This is a genomic window from Paenibacillus sp. JT31N17 (assembly GCF_056269255.1).
Map to the genome: position 1 here is coordinate 74,725 of NZ_JBWDNP010000005.1, position 17,930 is coordinate 92,654.

The 17,930-nt window shown below is 43.1% G+C and carries 19 protein-coding genes; all 19 read right to left on the reverse strand.

Annotation, left to right across the window (positions count from 1 at the left end):
* Window positions 1-25 precede the first annotated feature (25 nt).
* Entirely contained in the window at window positions 26-1,306 is a 1,281-nt protein-coding gene (locus AC0YOB_RS18170) for an ATP-grasp domain-containing protein (RefSeq protein WP_475793984.1), read from the reverse strand.
* A gap of 35 nt (window positions 1,307-1,341) precedes the next feature.
* Complete coding sequence (locus AC0YOB_RS18175; protein WP_475793985.1) at window positions 1,342-2,349, reverse strand: SDR family NAD(P)-dependent oxidoreductase; 1,008 nt, start codon at window positions 2,347-2,349, stop codon at window positions 1,342-1,344.
* Window positions 2,350-2,395: 46 nt separating this feature from the next.
* Entirely contained in the window at window positions 2,396-3,340 is a 945-nt protein-coding gene (locus AC0YOB_RS18180; RefSeq protein ID WP_475793986.1) for a class I SAM-dependent methyltransferase, read from the reverse strand.
* Window positions 3,341-3,393: 53 nt separating this feature from the next.
* On the reverse strand, window positions 3,394-5,664 hold the full coding sequence (locus AC0YOB_RS18185) for a motility associated factor glycosyltransferase family protein (protein WP_475793987.1): 2,271 nt from the start codon (window positions 5,662-5,664) through the stop codon (window positions 3,394-3,396).
* A 124-nt stretch (window positions 5,665-5,788) separates the two neighbouring features.
* Complete coding sequence (locus AC0YOB_RS18190) at window positions 5,789-6,115, reverse strand: hypothetical protein (RefSeq protein ID WP_475793988.1); 327 nt, start codon at window positions 6,113-6,115, stop codon at window positions 5,789-5,791.
* Window positions 6,115-6,492, reverse strand: a complete 378-nt coding sequence (gene fliS, locus AC0YOB_RS18195) for a flagellar export chaperone FliS (RefSeq protein WP_475793989.1) — start codon at window positions 6,490-6,492, stop codon at window positions 6,115-6,117. Before fliS ends, AC0YOB_RS18190 begins: the two co-directional genes overlap by 1 nt.
* 14 nt (window positions 6,493-6,506) lie before the next feature.
* Complete coding sequence (gene fliD / locus AC0YOB_RS18200) at window positions 6,507-7,982, reverse strand: flagellar filament capping protein FliD (protein ID WP_475793990.1); 1,476 nt, start codon at window positions 7,980-7,982, stop codon at window positions 6,507-6,509.
* 12 nt (window positions 7,983-7,994) lie between these two features.
* Window positions 7,995-8,378 (reverse strand): flagellar protein FlaG, encoded by a 384-nt coding sequence (locus AC0YOB_RS18205; protein ID WP_475788758.1) that lies wholly within the window; start codon window positions 8,376-8,378, stop codon window positions 7,995-7,997.
* Window positions 8,379-8,531: 153 nt separating this feature from the next.
* Complete coding sequence (locus tag AC0YOB_RS18210) at window positions 8,532-9,299, reverse strand: flagellin N-terminal helical domain-containing protein (protein ID WP_475793991.1); 768 nt, start codon at window positions 9,297-9,299, stop codon at window positions 8,532-8,534.
* Between the two features lie 115 nt (window positions 9,300-9,414).
* Window positions 9,415-9,663 (reverse strand): carbon storage regulator CsrA, encoded by a 249-nt coding sequence (csrA, locus tag AC0YOB_RS18215; RefSeq protein WP_475788760.1) that lies wholly within the window; start codon window positions 9,661-9,663, stop codon window positions 9,415-9,417.
* Window positions 9,664-9,677: 14 nt separating this feature from the next.
* Window positions 9,678-10,115 carry a flagellar assembly protein FliW gene (gene fliW / locus AC0YOB_RS18220; RefSeq protein WP_475793992.1) on the reverse strand — a complete coding sequence of 146 codons (438 nt, stop codon included), beginning with the start codon at window positions 10,113-10,115 and terminating at the stop codon, window positions 9,678-9,680.
* 108 nt (window positions 10,116-10,223) lie between these two features.
* Window positions 10,224-10,793: a DUF6470 family protein gene (locus AC0YOB_RS18225; RefSeq protein WP_475793993.1), complete on the reverse strand. Its 570-nt coding sequence runs from the start codon at window positions 10,791-10,793 to the stop codon at window positions 10,224-10,226.
* Window positions 10,794-10,806: 13 nt separating this feature from the next.
* Window positions 10,807-11,715 (reverse strand): flagellar hook-associated protein FlgL, encoded by a 909-nt coding sequence (gene flgL, locus AC0YOB_RS18230; RefSeq protein WP_475793994.1) that lies wholly within the window; start codon window positions 11,713-11,715, stop codon window positions 10,807-10,809.
* Between the two features lie 18 nt (window positions 11,716-11,733).
* The gene (gene flgK, locus AC0YOB_RS18235; protein ID WP_210039010.1) at window positions 11,734-13,266 is read right to left on the reverse strand and encodes a flagellar hook-associated protein FlgK; all 1,533 of its coding nucleotides are present in this window, start codon (window positions 13,264-13,266) and stop codon (window positions 11,734-11,736) included.
* Between the two features lie 19 nt (window positions 13,267-13,285).
* Entirely contained in the window at window positions 13,286-13,786 is a 501-nt protein-coding gene (locus AC0YOB_RS18240; protein ID WP_210039011.1) for a flagellar protein FlgN, read from the reverse strand.
* 28 nt (window positions 13,787-13,814) lie between these two features.
* On the reverse strand, window positions 13,815-14,096 hold the full coding sequence (gene flgM, locus AC0YOB_RS18245; protein ID WP_210039012.1) for a flagellar biosynthesis anti-sigma factor FlgM: 282 nt from the start codon (window positions 14,094-14,096) through the stop codon (window positions 13,815-13,817).
* Between the two features lie 174 nt (window positions 14,097-14,270).
* Window positions 14,271-14,693 carry a TIGR03826 family flagellar region protein gene (locus AC0YOB_RS18250; protein ID WP_475793995.1) on the reverse strand — a complete coding sequence of 141 codons (423 nt, stop codon included), beginning with the start codon at window positions 14,691-14,693 and terminating at the stop codon, window positions 14,271-14,273.
* 120 nt (window positions 14,694-14,813) lie between these two features.
* Window positions 14,814-15,650, reverse strand: a complete 837-nt coding sequence (locus AC0YOB_RS18255) for a ComF family protein (RefSeq protein WP_475793996.1) — start codon at window positions 15,648-15,650, stop codon at window positions 14,814-14,816.
* Between the two features lie 12 nt (window positions 15,651-15,662).
* Window positions 15,663-17,753, reverse strand: a complete 2,091-nt coding sequence (locus tag AC0YOB_RS18260) for an ATP-dependent helicase ComFA (RefSeq protein WP_475793997.1) — start codon at window positions 17,751-17,753, stop codon at window positions 15,663-15,665.
* Between the last annotated feature and the right edge of the window lie 177 nt (window positions 17,754-17,930).

Here is a 17,930-nt window from a genome sequence, read left to right on the forward strand (position 1 = left end):
TATCTCTTTTCTCTATTGGGATGATTCACATTCTCCAGTCAATCAAACTCTCAACAGCATTGACATCAAAAGTAGGTATTTTTAAATTTTCTGCAACTTTTTTTCTCTCTGCATAAGAGTCATCAATAAAGATCGCATTTCCTTCATTAATGTGACGGTATTTTTCATCACCAGGCTCAAGCCAGATAATAGAATCGAAAATTTTGTCAAGTCGGTAATATTGTAGTGTCGTAGTTATATTTTCCTTATGCTTAGTAATTAAATGTACAGTTTTAGCGTTATTAATACTTTGAAATACAAAAGCCATAACAAAAGGATTTATCTTATTATGAATTATTACTGTGTCGTCTAAATCCAGATAAATATGTTCATATTCATAGTCAATAATAAATCGATTTATCAAGGCTCGATCCATCACAACATCAAATTGGTTTTCTAGAATTTCAACATGAATCCCCATTTTATTGAATAGGCTCAACGCAGGAAAATTAATCCCTCTATTCCGATACATCCCCATTGATCCAGCAATTCTAGGTGCTATTTCCAGCAAAACCAACTCATGATCGACTCGCTCTTTCACTTGAAAGAACCAAGCCCCCTCTAATTGAAGACGTTGATTAATCGTGGAGGCAATTTTCTCAAATCGTTTATCCATGTAAGGCGTGGTATCCGCGCTAATCCCATTGCTTATTCTTCTTCGTATTCTTCCTTTAGCAAACAAGAGATTTCCACTGCTATCGGTAAAGCAATCAACTGTATATTCTTTCCCAGGGAGAAGCTCCATAATAATAATAGTAGGATCTGAATTTAAATGAACACTTAATTCATTTATATTCCTTGCTATTCCTGTCCCTTTCGAGCCTTGCCCTTCATCAGGTTTATAATAAACTGGATAGTCTATAATCATATTCAATGGATCGGTATAGAGCTTGGGAACTTCGAGGAGTTCCTGAAAATAACGATAAGTATAGCTTTTTGAACGACAAATTTTACAAGTTTCATATGAAGATACTATAATTTCAGCATTTAAGATTTTCTTATATTTTGATAATTCTGTAACTACACTATCATGTGCAGGATAAATGTAATCTATTTTATATTCTCTTACGATTCTCTCCATTTCCGAAAAAAACAATGGTGAATCCACCATAGGCAATCCCTCTATATAATTCCTATAAACAAATCTTCCATGATTTGACTTCACACTGCTTGCTCCGAACAACCTAAAATGAGTAGAATTCCCTAAAGCACGATTTATCTCAAGACCAATTTCAGATCCACAGGGAAAAACTAACACATTCTTCACCAAAATAGCCCTCTTTCGTTTAACTAATAGCATTACTAGATAATTTTCTCCGATATCAGCCAGTCACGTAAAACCTCTTTGGATATAGCATCTTTCAAACTAGGCCTCGGCTGTTTCTCCACATTACCGTATTTTATATCATAATTGTTTCTTGAATTGTGATATAACGGAGGCAGTATAAACATATCTTCTGTTTCAAGAGCTCTAGGGAGCTCACTTTCTGATAACAATTCCTCATACATCTTTTCACCAGGGCGGAGCCCTGTTTTTTCCACAACAATATTGTTTTCAATGCTTGCCATTGCATTTTCCTCAATTACAATTTCGACTAGGTGACCCAACCTAACAACTGGCATTTTAAGTACAAAAACTTCCCCGCCTATGGAATTCTTATTTGCTTTTAATATAAGGTTTACTGCCTGTTTCGGTGTCATCATATATCTGAGCATGTCTGGGTCTGTTAAGGTAACTGCCCTTCCTGCCTTAATCTGACTAATAAACAAAGGAATTACCGACCCTCGTGATCCCATTACATTTCCAAAACGAACAGAAGAAAAAATGATTGGTTTAGGACCCTTTTGATACTCCGCAGCTGAAATCATTCGTTCAGCAGTCAATTTAGTCGCCCCATAAGTGTTAGTTGGTGATATTGCTTTATCGCTACTAGTGAACAAAACTTTAGAAACACCACATTGAATTGATGCCTTAATTACATTTTGTGTTCCAATAACATTAGTCTGTACAGCCTCGAACGGGTTATATTCACATGCTGAAACATGTTTCATTGCCGCCAAATGAAACACATAATCAATATCCTCCATAGCTCTTGTTAACCTGTCTATATCTCTGATGTCGCCTATTAAATACCTGAGTGTATTATTATATTGGCTTAATAATTGTTGCATCTCAAATTGTTTATGTTCATCTCTACTAAAAATACGAATTACCGCTGGAGAATCTTTGAGAAGTACACGAACTAATTGATGGCCTATCGTTCCTGTTCCTCCAGTAATAAGTATTTTCTTGCCCTCATACATCCCCATTAAAACTTCGAACTCCTTTACTACTTAATAGCTTTAAGAATTGCTATTAAATAATTCTAATCAGAACTTCATTATTTCTCGATGGATAACCTCCGGTATATCCAACATATTCAAAGATTAAACCATTTTCTTCGACCAATTCCATGAAAGCTTTATATTCACCATTTTTCCAACCAGGATAATTAAAATACTCATCAAAAAGAATAATCGTTCCTGACTTGATTCTACCTGCCAACAGTGAAAAAATGATTTTTGTTGAAGAGTATAAATCACAATCAATATGTAGAAAAGAGACATCTGAATTATTTTCCAGAATGAACTGTGGCAATGTGTCATCAAACCAGCCAACTTTCAACCTTACATTTTCCTTTACTTTAGGTATATTTGTTGTTTGAAATGTCCCCTTTGGATAGTTTATAGTCCAGTCTTCCGGCAAACCCTCAAATGAATCAAAACCATATACAAGGTTTTCTACTTTAGATGCAATATAGTTTAATGAATTTCCTTTAAAAACCCCAAATTCTAAATAAAGCCCTTCTGGTTTTGCGAGTTCTATTGCACTATCCAGTAGATTCCACCGGTCCCTATATGTTTTCACCCCATACATGTTCTTTTCAATAAAATCAACAGTTTCCGATAAGGCCCGTCTTTGAAGTTCACGATGGATATTATAGGCATCTTTATCTAGAGAAAACTCATTCATTTTGCCACGAGAAATAAGATCCGTTCCATCCCAATAATGAACATCTTCATATAAACCATACTTATTAAGTTGCACTTTTATTTCATCATAATAAACGGAACCGACAATTATTTTAAAAGTATTCTTTGGCAATTCCATCAAATAATCGGGAGAGTAAACCGGGATTCCCAACACTTCTGATCCCCATTTATTTTTATCGTTATCTAAAAAACAATGTATTTGCTTCTCTTTCATTTCTTTCAATAAGAGTTGCCCCGAACCGCTTGCTCCAAATATAATATTAAGCACGTTAATTTCCCCTTTTTTTAATAGTTTAAAGTCGAACATAAAAAATGACTTTCTCAAGTTGCATGTATGGATTCCTTTTTGCTTCTATCTTTTATTCTGCTAAGTCCTTCCTCAACTAACTTCAAGATATCCGGAGTAAGCTCCTGCATTTTTGCGACAATCTTGCCAACAATTTCATTAAAAAGCGCTGCCTTCTTAATCAGATTTTTCTCATCCATTAGTGCCGGGCGCTCACGATCAAACTCATAAATATCATTTTTCATCGCAGTCAGGTAAATCGTGTTAAAAGATGCACTTACAACAATAGATTCCCACTCTGTTTCAATTTCAACCATTGTATTTAAACATTTCTGTTGATTCGTGCGGCTCAACTCCGGTAACTTGCTCAATTTCTTACTCATTCGTTTAAGTTTTATTTCCAACTCACTTACTTGCTTATTTAGTTCTATTGTTCTATTCATTATTTCGGTCTTGCGCTTATCGTCATAATGATTTAGGTGCTGATTTATCATGCCTAATAAATAATTTGAACTGACTTGATTATCTTGCAAACTTTTTAAAACATCCTCCATTCTGGACCATGATGTATTTTTTATTTTTGCCCCAAGCTGAGAAGTATTAATAAAGCTGACAGAGGGATTTTTGGCAATCAACTCTTCTATATCCGCTAATGTAATCTGCATTATTTGGTTGGTTCGATTGGTCGAACCATGAACATTTTCAACTCTTATTGAAGCTTCCCTGATAATCCTATCATTATAATTCTGATTGAGATGCTTAGCGCCAGGTGCATAAATACTCTCACCAGGATAAGATAAATCTTGTCCGGTTAAAATGACCCTTTTACAGCCCATAAATACAGCTGCTTGTATAGCAGTGCCAGTTACAGAGTGTCCTGATTCAAAAATGGGATCATTCTTGGAAAGTCCCATCAGATAATGAGTAATGGGATCATTAGAGAAAAAAGCATGGAATAATTGTGGTTTATCCTCTATAATCCTGTATTCGATTTGTGGCACATACAGAAGCGGAATATTTTTTGTGTCTATTCTTTCAAATACTTTATAGTTTGAGTTTGCCCCATCCATTGATACAATCAGATCAGGATCGATCCCATAATGCTGTAAAGATTGAATACTTGAGCCCGCTGCAATAATAATAGCGTGTTTCTTTAAATTTCTTAAATATTCGATATCCGCTTCTAGAGAGGGGCCTGCTCCTACAATTACAGCCGTCAAACCTTCCAATTTATCCTTTAGACCTGCAATAGATTGAGTATGTAAATTCTGGTGCATATTATAGAGAATATTCTTTGTCCACTGTAATCCGAATTTTTCATACATCTGCCTAGAAGAAAAGTAATTCAATATGGCCGTCTTGGCATCTACATAAAATTCTCTTTTCTGCTCAATATTTAACTTGTCATAAACCGGGAGGGAAATTGTCGCAGTTTCCCCTTTTACTTGCTTTAAATACCGGTAAAACATATAGTCTCTATCTTTTTTATTCCGGCCTACAACAAATTCTTTTACATTCAATTGAGAAAATAAACGCTGCAAATCTATTATTTCCATTGCAGCCAGCAATACTTGTTCATCTGGCTCATACACATATACCAGCTGCTGTGGATAAAATTTTGCAAACTGCTCCAAATGGTACCCCAAGCCAAAACCATAAATAATTACATTCCGCTTTTCGCCTACAGTATGGGCAATCTGCCTGGCCCAGTGACCAGCCTCGTACCATGGATTATACTTACTGTACATATATATTTTTTTATCCTTGTTTATAGAGATATATAAGTTAGGCGACTCGTCCCTATTAAAAGTGATTTGATGTGTCTTGAAATTTCTCTCAAGAGATGAGATTTGTAAGAAAACAGCTGGGTAGCTTTTCTTCAGATAATCAAAATTTCTCTGATATTGATGGTTTCTATCGGAGCGGCTTGGTCCCAGATCAATGGAAAATTGTTTGAAAACAGCCGTAAGCTCATATTTAATAAAATCAGCCGCTTGTATGTATTCTTCTTCGTCTATATATTGATTCATTTCTTTGAAGGCTAAATTAAAATTTTCAATTGTTTTATCTATAAATAAAGACAAAGCACTATATTGTTCTAAATTAGTAATACCTCTATATATAGAATTCATAGTTTTATACAAATCGTCCATCCCTTGAACAAGTTGTCCGAATATCTGCCATGATTCTTCAGTCATTTTATCAAAGAATATCTCCGAAATGGATTCGCAAGCCTCAATGATTCTGGGCAAGAAATCCTTCACTTCTTCTATGACCTCTTCAACTTCGAATCTTTGAACTCCCATGCCTGTTCCTCCTAGATGGTATATCTTTTATATCGGCTAAATGAAGCAAAAGTATAAGAAAAACCGCTAGGCAAATTCACCCTGGCGGCTTGAATATAATTGATAGGAATATGTAATCATAAATTTATTTCTTTTTATCGATAAAATAACTATCCCCAGAATACTTTTGTTCATAAATATTCCGTTGGAGCTTGTACCGGTTTATTTTATCCAGTGCTTGAGAAGCTTCGTCACGAAGCACAACCATTCGACTAATAAGGATCTCATCGAATTTGTTTATATCCTGGATTCTAGCCTTCTCCTCTTGCGTCAGTTTCTCCTGGGCCTTTAACTCCTCAATAACTTCATCCCGAAGCAAAATCAATTCCTCAATAGCAGCTTGGTCAATAACAGATACATTATTGGTCAATACCATTGTAAAATTATATAGTTTCTTTAAATGCGTGTTCATTAGAACTGACCTGCAGGTGCTGTTTTTAATGTTTGCTTCCATACTTCACGAAGCTCTTGAAGGTGCTGTAATACTTCCTCAGCGCAACTTGCATTTTTCTTTATATTAGCTTGAATTAATTGATGAAGCATATATTCATAAATACGAACAAGTTCCTTCGATATGGGAAAATCAAAATTAAGAGAAGCCGTCAATTCATGGATAATCGACTGAGCTTTTTTCAGGTTCGTATTCGCCACATCAAATTGGTTGTTGTGAATGCCATCAATAGCAGCCTTCGTAAAACGTATAGCACCATCATACAGCATAATGACAAGCTGTGCAGGCGAGGTTTGCACAGATGATTGCTGGTATGCACGGTATGGCGAATTCATCAATTTTATTCACTCCTCTACATGAAGCTCGATAAACTGGATGACTGTGAGTTTAGCTTATTAATTGCAGTTTCCATAGCAGAAAATTGTTTATAATATTGATCTTCAATAATCGACAATCTTGCAGCCATGCTTGATTCGCTATCTTTCATAGAAGCAATCTGAGTGCTTAGAAGAGAGTTAGCCATAAAGGTAGAATTGATGTCTGTGCTGCTTGTAGATGTTCCTGCCTTGGTAGAAAGCATCTTCAAAGCTTCCAGAGTAGAGTCGGTCATCTTTGCAAAGATACCCGTTGTACTACTACTAGGTGATTTATCGGTACTTGTCTGTGTAAATAGAGCAATAACCTTATCCGGATCACCTTCAATGGCAGCCCGAAGCTTGCTCTCATCCTTGAGCACCAATTTGCCTTTATCGAACCATTCTCCCGTCTCGATACCCAAAGACTGAATATCCAGACCACCTACCGCTGCTGTAGAAGCTACTCTCAAATCGGAAGTCAGCTTTGATAGTATAGAATCATTCTTCAGCAGACCACTATGCGCCTTATCTTCCCATAAAGTAATCTGACTCTCTTTCATATCCTCTTTTTGGGCATCTGTTAACGGTGTATATCCTCTGTACTTCTCCTCTGACAGCTTCGAGTTGATGGTTTCAATCAAGCTATTGTAATCACTGATAAAAGATTTAATAGTGTTGACGATTTTATCGGTATCCGTTGCTACGGTTACCTTGGAATTCCCGTTTGTACCCGACACAGCTTTAGCAGTAAAGTCAATTCCGTTTACATTAAACTGATTGCTCTTCTGGGTGTATACGATTCCATTAATCTCTACTTCAGCGTCATTTCCGGCCGTTTCTGCCGCTGTGAAGGAAGTAGGAATCCCACTCACCGGCACTTCTCCATCACCTGTTTTCGTATTCGAAATGGAGAACTGCCCAGTCGTTTCATTATAGATAGCTGTTGCATTTGTATTCTTGTTTGCATTAATTTTTTTGACCAAATCACTAAGCTTGTCTGTGGCAGAATAAGCTACGGATACTGATGTCGTACCGCCTTGTTCATTTGGCACAACAAATGTTAACTGCCTGTTGCCATCCGAGACGTCAAAGCCTAATTGTTCCAAGGTTTTATCTTTAGTGCTGCCGCCGGCATTGTAAGTGAAAACCGTATTTGCCGTTGTTGCAATTTTATTGACTTTGACATCCAAAGTACCAGCAGCAGATGATGCAGCAGAATTAATGGCTATCGAACTCGTGTTGCCGCTCACCTCCGCTTTCTTGGCCCCAATGGAATTGGATAAATTATAGCTCGATAGCTTGTTGTTTCGAAAATCGACGATCTTCGTGCTTATGCTCCTGTAAGCCTCCTGCTGCCACTCCACCGTAGTACGCTTCTGAACCAAGGTATCCAGCGAAGTGCGGCGAGCCTTCATTAACTCACTTACCATGCCGTCTACATCCATACCGGATGCAAGCCCCGTAATTCTCATATGCCAAACCTCCTATATCTTCTCATCTATAAGTATGCCGTTAATTTCCATAAACTTCGCAACCAAATCCAATGTCTTCTCAGGAGGAATTTCCCGGATCAATTCTCCGGTATCCTTGTTTTTTACCTTTACAATAATTGTATTGGTTTCTTTATGGACAGACATCTCAAGCATCGTATCCGGACCCTGAATAGCCTTCAGAGCACGCTCAATATTCTTCACGACTTGCTCGTCTCCTACCGATATTTTTTCCCCACTTCGCTCGGCCTTCTGCAAAGCATCTACAGAGTGAATTCTCGTAATTGTTTCGTCCGCAGTCGCAGCCGGAACACTATTCACAGTTTTATCTGTTGTATAGCTCGTCGTGTTGTTTACTGAAGATACATTGATTGACATATGCCCACCCCGATTCAATAATCTTTCTATTATCAATATCGGTAGAAAGCCGCTTGATTATTAGCTTTAATTCCCTCCATTCAAGAAAATGCTATATGTAGGGAAAGAAAAGAGACCTTGAAAATATCAAGGTCTCTCCACTTGAAATAAGAATTAACGAAGCAAGGATAATACGCCTTGCGGCTGTGAGTTTGCTTGAGCCAACATCGATTGCGAAGCTTGCAGCAAAATGTTGTTCTTGGTCAACTCGACCATTTCCTTCGCCATATCAGTATCACGGATTCGTGATTCGGAAGCTGACAGGTTCTCAACAGTCGTTCCCAAGTTGTTTGAAGTATATTCCAAACGGTTTTGTTTAGCACCCAATGCAGCGCGCTCTGTGGAAGTGTTTTTAATTGCATCCTCGATTGCAGACAGATCAGAGCTGCTTGACAAGCCTTTAATTCCAGTGGTTGAAATCGCATCGATCGTGATCGTACCGGAAGCATCATCGATTTGGATCGTAGCGCTGGAAGTAATGTTGATTCCGTTGAATTTGGTGTCGTCAAAGATTTTGTCGATTTGTTCACCGAGTTCATCTAATTCTTGATCGATATTAGTTTTGTCACCGGAAGAGTATGTACCGTTCAGTTTTTGAACGTTCAACTCTTTCATACGAGTAAGCATGGAGCTAACTTCATTCATTGCGCCCTCAGCTGTTTGAACGAAGGAAATTCCGTCTTGAACGTTGCGTTGAGCTTGCTCAAGACCACGGATTTGACCGCGCATTTTTTCAGAAACGGCAAGACCAGCGGCATCGTCAGCTGCACGGTTGATGCGAAGACCAGAAGAAAGTTTCTCCATGTTCTTGCTGGTTGCAACGTTGTTCAAACCCATGTTGCGGTGTGTGTTAAGCGCTGTGATATTGTGATTAATACGCATTTGTAATTTCCTCCCTGAATGGTCGTATAGTGCCCACATCCGTGTGGTATACCGGGTCGAGGTCGGCCGCCCTTAACCGGTGCTACTATATATATCGGCGAAACATGGCAAACATTTATAGCTTCTCATCACTTTCTTTTATTTTTTTCATTCTATCCTTAATGGCTTGAAGATCGCTTAACAGCGCCGCGGCTTCCTGATTTGTTTCCTTTACCATAGAATAGATTTCTTTTCGCAAAACTTCGATTTCTTTGGGCGCGTTGATACCAATTTTCACCGTATCTCCTGTCACTTCCAATATTGTAATTTCAATATTGTCCTGGATGATAAGGGATTCTCCTTTTTTTCGTGAGAGTACAAGCATTGCGACGCTCCCTTCTATTTATTTCCCGCTGTAGAAAATAGTGTGTGCTTCGTCATATAATTAGTTTTCCCCAAAACAATCTGTTTGCCCAAATTCTTGTTAATATTAAAAATGAGAGGGGCGACCAAATTAATTGTCGCCTCATCCAGTTGCTCTTGAACACTGATGATCGAGCGAATAAGCACCTCTACCTCTGATGTGATTCCTAACTCCGCAAGTGCAGAATCCGGAATTTCAAAGTCGTAATCCACATAAAACAAAAATGGATCAGCCAGCACAAAAACCAGCTTCTCATTCGTAACCGATTGCAAAAAAGAGAAAGGTTCATCTTCTTCAGGTGATATAATAACAAATGTTGTGTTCTCTTCAAATCCCGGCAATCCTTTAGGAAACCTATAAATATCTTCCTCTGAAATGTTCAGTTCTCCGAAACGACTTGTACGAAGCTCCATCTTTTCCACACTCCATTCATGTTGCCATCTTAGCTAATTCGAATGAAAAAAGCTATAGAATGAAACCGACTAGGGTCCCCTATAGCTTAATGTTCATCAACTGCAAACTTAAACGAGCATATTCATATTAGCTACCTGAAAGCGTATCGATGCATATTGCTCCATATATACGTTGATATTACCACGCTGATATTGAATTTCGGGCTTATTCACTTGTACCTGGATATCTACCTTCCCCGGATTTATTTGAATATCGGGATGATGAACAGTGAAATGAATGTCCACATTTTTGGCAGTGGCGGGACCGAAAACTTCAACGTCCGGTGCTCCTTCCAGCATACTTTCCAATGCGATATCCGGAATTGGATCCTGACGTATACGCAAATCACCCATTCTATTTCCTTTCTCCACAACAAGCGCTATACCTTGCAGTGCGATTTGGGGCATTTGGGAATAGATGCGATTGATGAAAGCAGTTGGTTTTCCACCGTTGAAGGCTTCCCACATCCGGTCCTGGTTAATATCTAATTCAGGAGCCTGGGATTGAATATTTATTTGTGCAGGAGAGGACTCTATATGGACATCTGCTCTACGGGTTTTGATATCATAGAAACCTGGCTGGGTCTCAATCCCAATGCGCCCTTTTTGTGACTCTGCTTGAATCACGGGAAGCTTCATTGCTACTCACACCCTATCGGAGAAAATCAACGAGTGAAGGCGAAATCACTTTGGATCCTACTGAGAGGGACGCTTGATAAATATTTTCATTGACCTTGGAATCAATGAGCAATTGCTCGTAATCGGCATCTTCAACATTGGATTGCATGGATGTTAAATTAAGTTCCAAATCATCAAGGCGATTCTGCATCAGTTCTACACGATTGACTCTTGCACCGATATCAGAGGCGGCATTTAGAACTTTGTTCGTTCTTGTTTCCAAGCTGCTTAACTGCGACGATACATCGGCATGATTGCCAGCAGCCAAAGAAGCCATAATATTATCAAGTACAGTGAACACATTGTCCGATTCACCCGGATTACCAAAAACTTCATTCCCAGTAACATTGACAGGCAGAACTACGCCGACTCCAACAGCATAAGAGACTTCTCCTGCATCGGTTACAACTGCTGAAGCATCAAACCCTGTAGCGGCTTCATCATATGGCTTTTTATCATAGGTTTGACCATTAAAAACATATTTGCCATTCATTTTACTATTTGCAATATCAATTAGCTGCCCCTTTAATTGGCCGATTTCATCCCGAATGTTATCAAGTGCGACTTGGGGGTTCGTACCGGTAGAGCCTTGTACAGTAAGCTCTTTTACCCTTTTCAGAACATCTCCCGCCTGATTCAGCACGGTATCGTTAAAATCCAGCCAAGAATGGGCGGAGTCCGCGTTCTTCTGGTATTGCTCATTAGATGCGAGCTCCCCGCGGTAACGCAGCGCATAGGTGATACCGACTGGATCATCCGATGCTTTATTGATCTTACGGCCTGTTGTCAGCTGATCCTGCAAACCTTCCATCTGGGAGAGGTTACGGTTCAAGTTGCGGGAAAGCTGTAAGTGCATCATGCTTTGAGTGACTCGCAGTGACATTATGATCCCCTCCTATTCTTAACGGCCGACCGTTCCGGTTCCGTTGATTAATTTTTCGAGCATTTCATCATAAGTTGTCATAAATCGCGCAGAGGCGCTGTAGGCATGCTGATATTTGATCAGGTCGGACATCTCCTCATCAAGTGAGACACCGCTGACCGACTGTCTGCTGCCTTCAACCTGATCGGTCTGTGCCTGCGCATTCTGGTATTGACGCTGGGATTCCTGCGACTGCACGCCAAGCGAACCCACCATCGAATTGTAAAAGTTGCTGATTGTCGCTTCGGAAATCCCGTTGCCCGTTGCGGACTGGTCAAATTTGAATTTAACGTCGCTCAGCTCGGACATCAAAAGAGCCATGCTGTTATTACCCTTCACAACCGATGCAACGCCGCCTGTCGTAATCGTCCGCATGGAAGTTGCTATTTTATTGGCGTCATTGCTGATAGTCGTATTAAGCTGAATGGAGGATGCCGTTATAGCGGTCGTCCCCGCCTTGAAAGTAAAGAAATCCTGCCCTGCCGTTGCCGGCTCCTCGAGCGTATAACCCAATTTATGCAAGCCGTTGATTCCTTTGACCGTCATCACCGTATCTGCTGCAAGCGGAGTTGTCGTTCCCGGAAGAATGGAACCGGCAGGCACAGTGACATTAATATCGCCATTGGCGAGTGTATTGGCCAGCACGTCCAACTGGCGCTGATAGTCGGCCACGTAGACATCGCGGGAAACGATCATCCCGAATACTTCGCCGTTATTCAAGTCTCCCGATTGATAAGCGGTTGCCACAGAAGCGGCGGTTAACGGAACCGCTGTATCACCGGTCAATAGATTGGTAGCTCCCATAGCGATCGTGTAGCCATCGGGTGTATTGGTCACTTGAATATTCACGATCTGCGACAGCTGATCTGTTAACAAATCCCGCTGGTCCTGCAGATCATTGGCATTGTCGCCAAGGGATTCGATACGTTTGATTTCGGAATTGAGCGAAGAGATCGTACTGAGCAGCGTATTGGCTTGTGTTACTTTCACATCGATGCTGCTCGTTAGATCGGCGCTCAAATCGGACAGCTGCTTGCTGGTCTGGTTGAAGGAATCCGTTAAAGCCAAAGCGGTTTCACGAACGATTTTACGTCCCGTAACATTCTCCGGGTCTTTGCTCAAATCGGACCACGATTGATAGAATTTATCCATAACCGTGCGAATCCCCGTATCTGATGGCTCGTTGACGACAGCCTCCAGCTTGCTCAGCGTATCGGATTGGACCGACCAGCTTCCCAGATATTTGCTCTGATTGCGGAATTGATCGTCCAGATAAGCCGTACGGATCCGGTTGATTGCCGTGAACTCCACACCTGTCCCGAGCTGTCCCGGAGCCGTAGAGCGGTTCATGCCGAATGCTTCCATAGGCCGGCTCGCAACCATAGTCACTCTTTGGCGGGAGTATCCGTCCGTATTTGCATTCGAAATATTATGGCCTACCGTATTGATTGCCGCTTGTTGAGTCAATACGCTTCTTTTGGCCGTTTCAATGCCATGAAAAGTTGACGCCATTGCAGGTTGCCTCCTCTATCTACCCTCTTGTATCGAAAAAACCGTTTCGTTGATTCCCGTAACCGGTATTCATCGGATGCTGGTAGGTAACCGAATCATTGGGATCCTCGATGACAAGATCAATTGAATAATCAATAAATTTGAGCGATTGCATCGTAAGCTCCTGGTTGAGTTTATTGACCTTCTGAAGCTCATCCAGCAATCCCGTCAGCTTTCCATGGAGCTCGGTTAGTTCTTTTTTTTCCTGCGGAGATGTGATGGTTCGAATGATATCAATTATCTTGCCGCCCTTGTATCGGATCACGCCAATGCTTTGAAAATAGCTGTGCGAATACTGCATCCGCTGCAGCTCCAGCTTCTCGGCCTGCACCAGCAGCTTGCGCTCCTTTTGGATGATTGCATTCAACTGCTCCACTTCGTTCTTCACAAGCACGGGAGTTTTCAGCTTGGCCGTTTCCAAAAGCAGCGCATACAGCTCCGCCTGCTTCTCCAGCGTTTCGACGATGATTTCAACTGACACAGGGCTCACCTATTTTCATAATGGTTGTTTAGTTGTCTTTCTTCTTATCTGTCAGATACGGAAGCAGCTTCTCGGCAATTTTACCGGCGTCAACATGATAGCTCCCAGTACTTACGGATTGCTTCAGTTCGTCGATACGCTTGCTTTGGTCGGCTTTGCTTGTGCGGCTGTATGATAGCATCTCTTGCGCCTCTGCTGAAATTTGTACCTCATCGATCTGCCGCTTGCGTCCTGCATTCTCAGTCCGCTGCTCGTTCTGCTTCTGATAAGGGTTCATTGCTCCGATTCTCTGTGTTTCATTGATTTTCATTGTAATCCCTCCAAATGTAAGGCAACCATCAGGATCGGCAGGCGGGTGCCGTCCCCTATATATTAAATCAAAGTACAGAGAAGATGTATATTTTACTACGTAAAAAAGCCGATAACTCTGTATAAGAGTATTATCGGCACTTTTGTATAAAAATTTATAGAAGAACGGATATCGTTATTTTCGATCGCGAAGACGGTCCATAATCCGGTAGGCTGCCGCTGCGGAGGAAGGCGGTTTCTCCGGCTCTTCTTTGGCTGTTTGCTGCGCATTTGATTTTTTGACATCCGCCAGAAGCCGGGTCTTGCAGTCCAGACACATGTTGCCATCCCGAATGAGCGTTCCGCAAGCCTCGCATGGATAAGATAAATTAGGAGCATCGATGAGAGAGATCCGGCCCTCACGAATGAATTTGGTAATTTGTTTAATCGTAATCCCCGTCTCATCCGACAATTCGTTGATCGTTGTTCCTCTGTTTTTGCGTAAATAATCGGCGCATGTCTGGTATTCCTGATCGATGACTTTAATGCAGGCGGGACATACTTCACGAAAGTTCTTGGCAAACAATTTGCCGCATCGCGGGCAGTTGTCGAGCTCCATGCCTCTTGCCTCCTTCTACAGCACGTACACTTACCTTTATTCTAACTCATAATTTGACAATATTCATCATCTTTTTCAAATGTTTGCGTCATCTCCATTCCCCATATAACGGTAATTAACTCAGGACCTGGCTAATGTCAAAATAAAAATTTCGATTATGCCGCCTGAAGGGCTCCTGCGGTACGCGTCCTGAATCGCATGAGCACAGGCATTGACTGTGCTTCCCGTCGTATAAATATCATCAATGATCATCAGCCGGGGCCTATGATTCTGTAAGCTTCCCTCCGAACGAACCGATGAAAGCTGAAGCAGCATGGATGTAAAACTATCATGATCCACTGCAAACAGATTCTCGGCATCCTTTATACGGGCGCCTCTGGTTTTGAAGCTTTGCTTGCCGCTATGCCGCGTTCGTCTTAAAATATCGAATACCGGATGTCCGCTGCGTTCTGCCATAATCCTGGCGAGCCGCTCGGCCTGGTTGAACCCGCGTTCAAGAAGACGCTCTTCGCTCACCGGCACGGGAATAAATCCGTTGATGGCAAAAGCTTCCGACCTTCCTGTCATCTCTGTAACCGTCTGTGAATACGCAGTGAAGAGCATCTCTCCGAGCAGCGGCGCAATCGCTTCATGGCCGCGGTATTTATATAAAGCGAGCCACTCTCTTATGAGCGGACTATATCGAACCGCGCTGCGGTTGCATATAAATGCCGTATCCTCGCGGCGCATGCAGTCCGGACAGTGCTCGGGCCGTCCACAAACCGGGCAATGAATATGCCTGATCCATGGTATAGCCTGCTGGCAGTCTCCGCAAAGAGCGGAGAATGGGGCATCCGCCGCACGCCGTGATGCATTGCCGCACATCAGACACTGGCTGGACGATGGCGCCAACAGAGCGGTAATGCTATGAATAGCTTTCGGTAATGTTTGGTGCAGCAGGCTCCAAAAGGATGGCATGGGCTCTGATCCTTACTCCTTCCCTGGTGTAACAAGATAACCGTTTTTTCTTGCGATTCTATTCATTCCTCTAATTTGGGCAATCGCAGACTTCTGAGACTTTGTTCGTGCTGAAGCACAGAAATAGACATGACCTGCCGGGTCATCCTTGGAACGGCCTGCACGTCCTGCCATCTGTACAAGCGAAGCATCGTCGAATAATTTTCCATCGGAGTCAAGAATATAGACATCGCTTTTGGGAACGGTCACACCACGCTCCAAAATGGTCGTTGTAACCAATAAACGAATGCTGCGGTCGCGAAAACGAAGCACTTTGTCGGCACGGTTCCCGTCCTTGGAGGAGGTTCCCTCAATCACAATGTCGGGAAATAAAATCTGCAGCCTCACGACAAGCGGCTGCACGTCACGGATTTGCTGGACGAACATAAAGACTTGGGCGCCCCGCCCAATTGATATTCTCAAAGCTAAGACGAGAAGGTGCGGCAAAGTTCGCTGCCGCAGCAGCTTGCTTACCGGCGGAATCCGGATTAGCTTTGGCACAGGCAGCGGATGCCGGTGAAATCTCACGGGTACACGGACATGCGCCAGACCTCCAAGCTGCGCAGCACGTCTCAACTGCGCAGGCGGTGTGGCAGAGAGCAGGACTGTTGTTCCACCAGGCTTGCATACGTGGCCTGCCGCATATTGAAGCATCGGATCGTTATGGTAAGGGAAAGCATCGAGCTCGTCGATTACTACCAGATCAAAAGCATGACGAAAACGAAACAGCTGATGTGTAGTGGCAATCGTCAATTCGCCATATTCCCAGCGCTGTGCACTCCCGCCATATAAGGTAACAACGGTTGTGCCTGGGAAGGCTTTGCGCAGCCTTGGATCCAGTTCAAGCACAACATCGCGCCTTGGTGTCGCAATAAGCGCCCGGCCCCCCTGCTGCAAGCAGGCTTCAATCAGCGGAAAAATCATCTCCGTCTTGCCCGCCCCCGTCACGGCCCACAGCAGGAAGCGTCGCTGCTGGCTGGCTGGCGCAGTGCCTCCAATAAGCCCGGCCATACGCTGAATCCATGTGGTCCGACCAGAAGCATCACCGCCTTCCATATAACTCAGCGCTGCCGCAGTCGCCGCACTCTGCGCCGGACTCAGGCCCCAGCGTGCAAGCCGGTCATCCGTGCCCCGTGCTTGGGAACGCGTATGAGGCGCGGCAAGCACAACAGCAGACCTGCCCCCGTCCTCTCTGGCCGCAAGCACCGGAGTGCCGCTGACAAGCAGGCTGCATTCGCGGCTTCGTCCCATGGTCAAGCACGCCTCGCAATAGGCGCACGACTGCCCGCATACTGCACATGGCGTTCGTCTCATCCGGGCAGCTGTGCTGCCGCAGCGCTGGCATTGAAGCTGTGCCCCTGCACCCTTACGTCGCATTGAACGCCATAACGGCTGCGAATCTGGGACCTGCCGGGAAACTGCGCTTTCCAAACCCATCAGACCCTGCAAAGCGGCCAACTGGAGCGCGGGGGCAACAGCGTCCCAGGACGCCTGTACAGGCACGCTTTCAGAGATCTCACGGGCATCCGCCGCAAGTAGTGCAAGGACTTCGCCGGTAAGGAGCAGTCGACCCTGCACTCTCATGGCGGCGCCGCATGCCTGCCGCGCCAATTCCCGGGCAGCCACCCCGTTCGTGGAAGTGGGGGAATCCGGTGTTCTTATCTCGACGGGTTGTGCCATTGGATGAGCGTGATCCATCTTCATGTCCATCAGCTTTGACTCGCGAATCTGACGTGTCAATTGGCTGATTATTTCCTTCTTGCCAGCCCCCTTGCGAACAGAATCCGGCCAATGTTTTGAAATCCTCTGCGCAAGACCAAGCGGCAGCATATATGGCCAAACAATCAGTTCTATGACCTTTGCTTCAAGCAAGCGCCCGTTCAATTCATTGACGATAGTATTCATATTCCCATACCCGGAACCCAGTAGAATCCCCTTGGTCTCCTGATCGGCCTCATTCCGGAAAGCGGTATCCAGCCAGTAGGCAAAATCAATCTCGGGCGCTATCGACCATGACGCACGGGATTCCTGACCGGATCTCATTATGTATAAAGTAACTTTCAAAGGCTCCTCCTCCAGATCCCGATTGTAGCGAAGCGAATCTTCCCTTCAGAATGTATAAATCGAACAAAAAAAGCACACCCGCCAGCTGCCTTGGGGCAGCGGTACGTGTGTGCTTCACTCGTCCGATAATTGTATATAGCTGATTATACCCCGACCTCCTCTGCGTAAGCAATCCTC

Bases quoted from the DNA above. Each gene is read 5' to 3' on its own strand.
- AC0YOB_RS18205 (WP_475788758.1), bottom strand. From the start codon at position 8,378: ATGTCAATCAATGTATCTTCAGTAAACAACACGACGAGCTATACAACA.
- AC0YOB_RS18250 (WP_475793995.1), bottom strand. From the start codon at position 14,693: ATGGAGCTCGACAACTGCCCGCGATGCGGCAAATTGTTTGCCAAGAAC.
- AC0YOB_RS18175 (WP_475793985.1), bottom strand. From the start codon at position 2,349: ATGGGGATGTATGAGGGCAAGAAAATACTTATTACTGGAGGAACAGGA.
- csrA (WP_475788760.1), bottom strand. From the start codon at position 9,663: ATGCTTGTACTCTCACGAAAAAAAGGAGAATCCCTTATCATCCAGGAC.
- AC0YOB_RS18225 (WP_475793993.1), bottom strand. From the start codon at position 10,793: ATGAAGCTTCCCGTGATTCAAGCAGAGTCACAAAAAGGGCGCATTGGG.
- fliD (WP_475793990.1), bottom strand. From the start codon at position 7,982: ATGAGAATTACGGGGCTTGCATCCGGTATGGATGTAGACGGCATGGTA.
- AC0YOB_RS18185 (WP_475793987.1), bottom strand. From the start codon at position 5,664: ATGGGAGTTCAAAGATTCGAAGTTGAAGAGGTCATAGAAGAAGTGAAG.
- AC0YOB_RS18190 (WP_475793988.1), bottom strand. From the start codon at position 6,115: ATGAACACGCATTTAAAGAAACTATATAATTTTACAATGGTATTGACC.
- fliW (WP_475793992.1), bottom strand. From the start codon at position 10,115: ATGGAGCTTCGTACAAGTCGTTTCGGAGAACTGAACATTTCAGAGGAA.
- flgK (WP_210039010.1), bottom strand. From the start codon at position 13,266: ATGGCGTCAACTTTTCATGGCATTGAAACGGCCAAAAGAAGCGTATTG.
- flgL (WP_475793994.1), bottom strand. From the start codon at position 11,715: ATGTCACTGCGAGTCACTCAAAGCATGATGCACTTACAGCTTTCCCGC.
- AC0YOB_RS18255 (WP_475793996.1), bottom strand. From the start codon at position 15,650: ATGCCATCCTTTTGGAGCCTGCTGCACCAAACATTACCGAAAGCTATT.
- AC0YOB_RS18210 (WP_475793991.1), bottom strand. From the start codon at position 9,299: ATGCGTATTAATCACAATATCACAGCGCTTAACACACACCGCAACATG.
- flgM (WP_210039012.1), bottom strand. From the start codon at position 14,096: ATGAAAATCAATGAAACACAGAGAATCGGAGCAATGAACCCTTATCAG.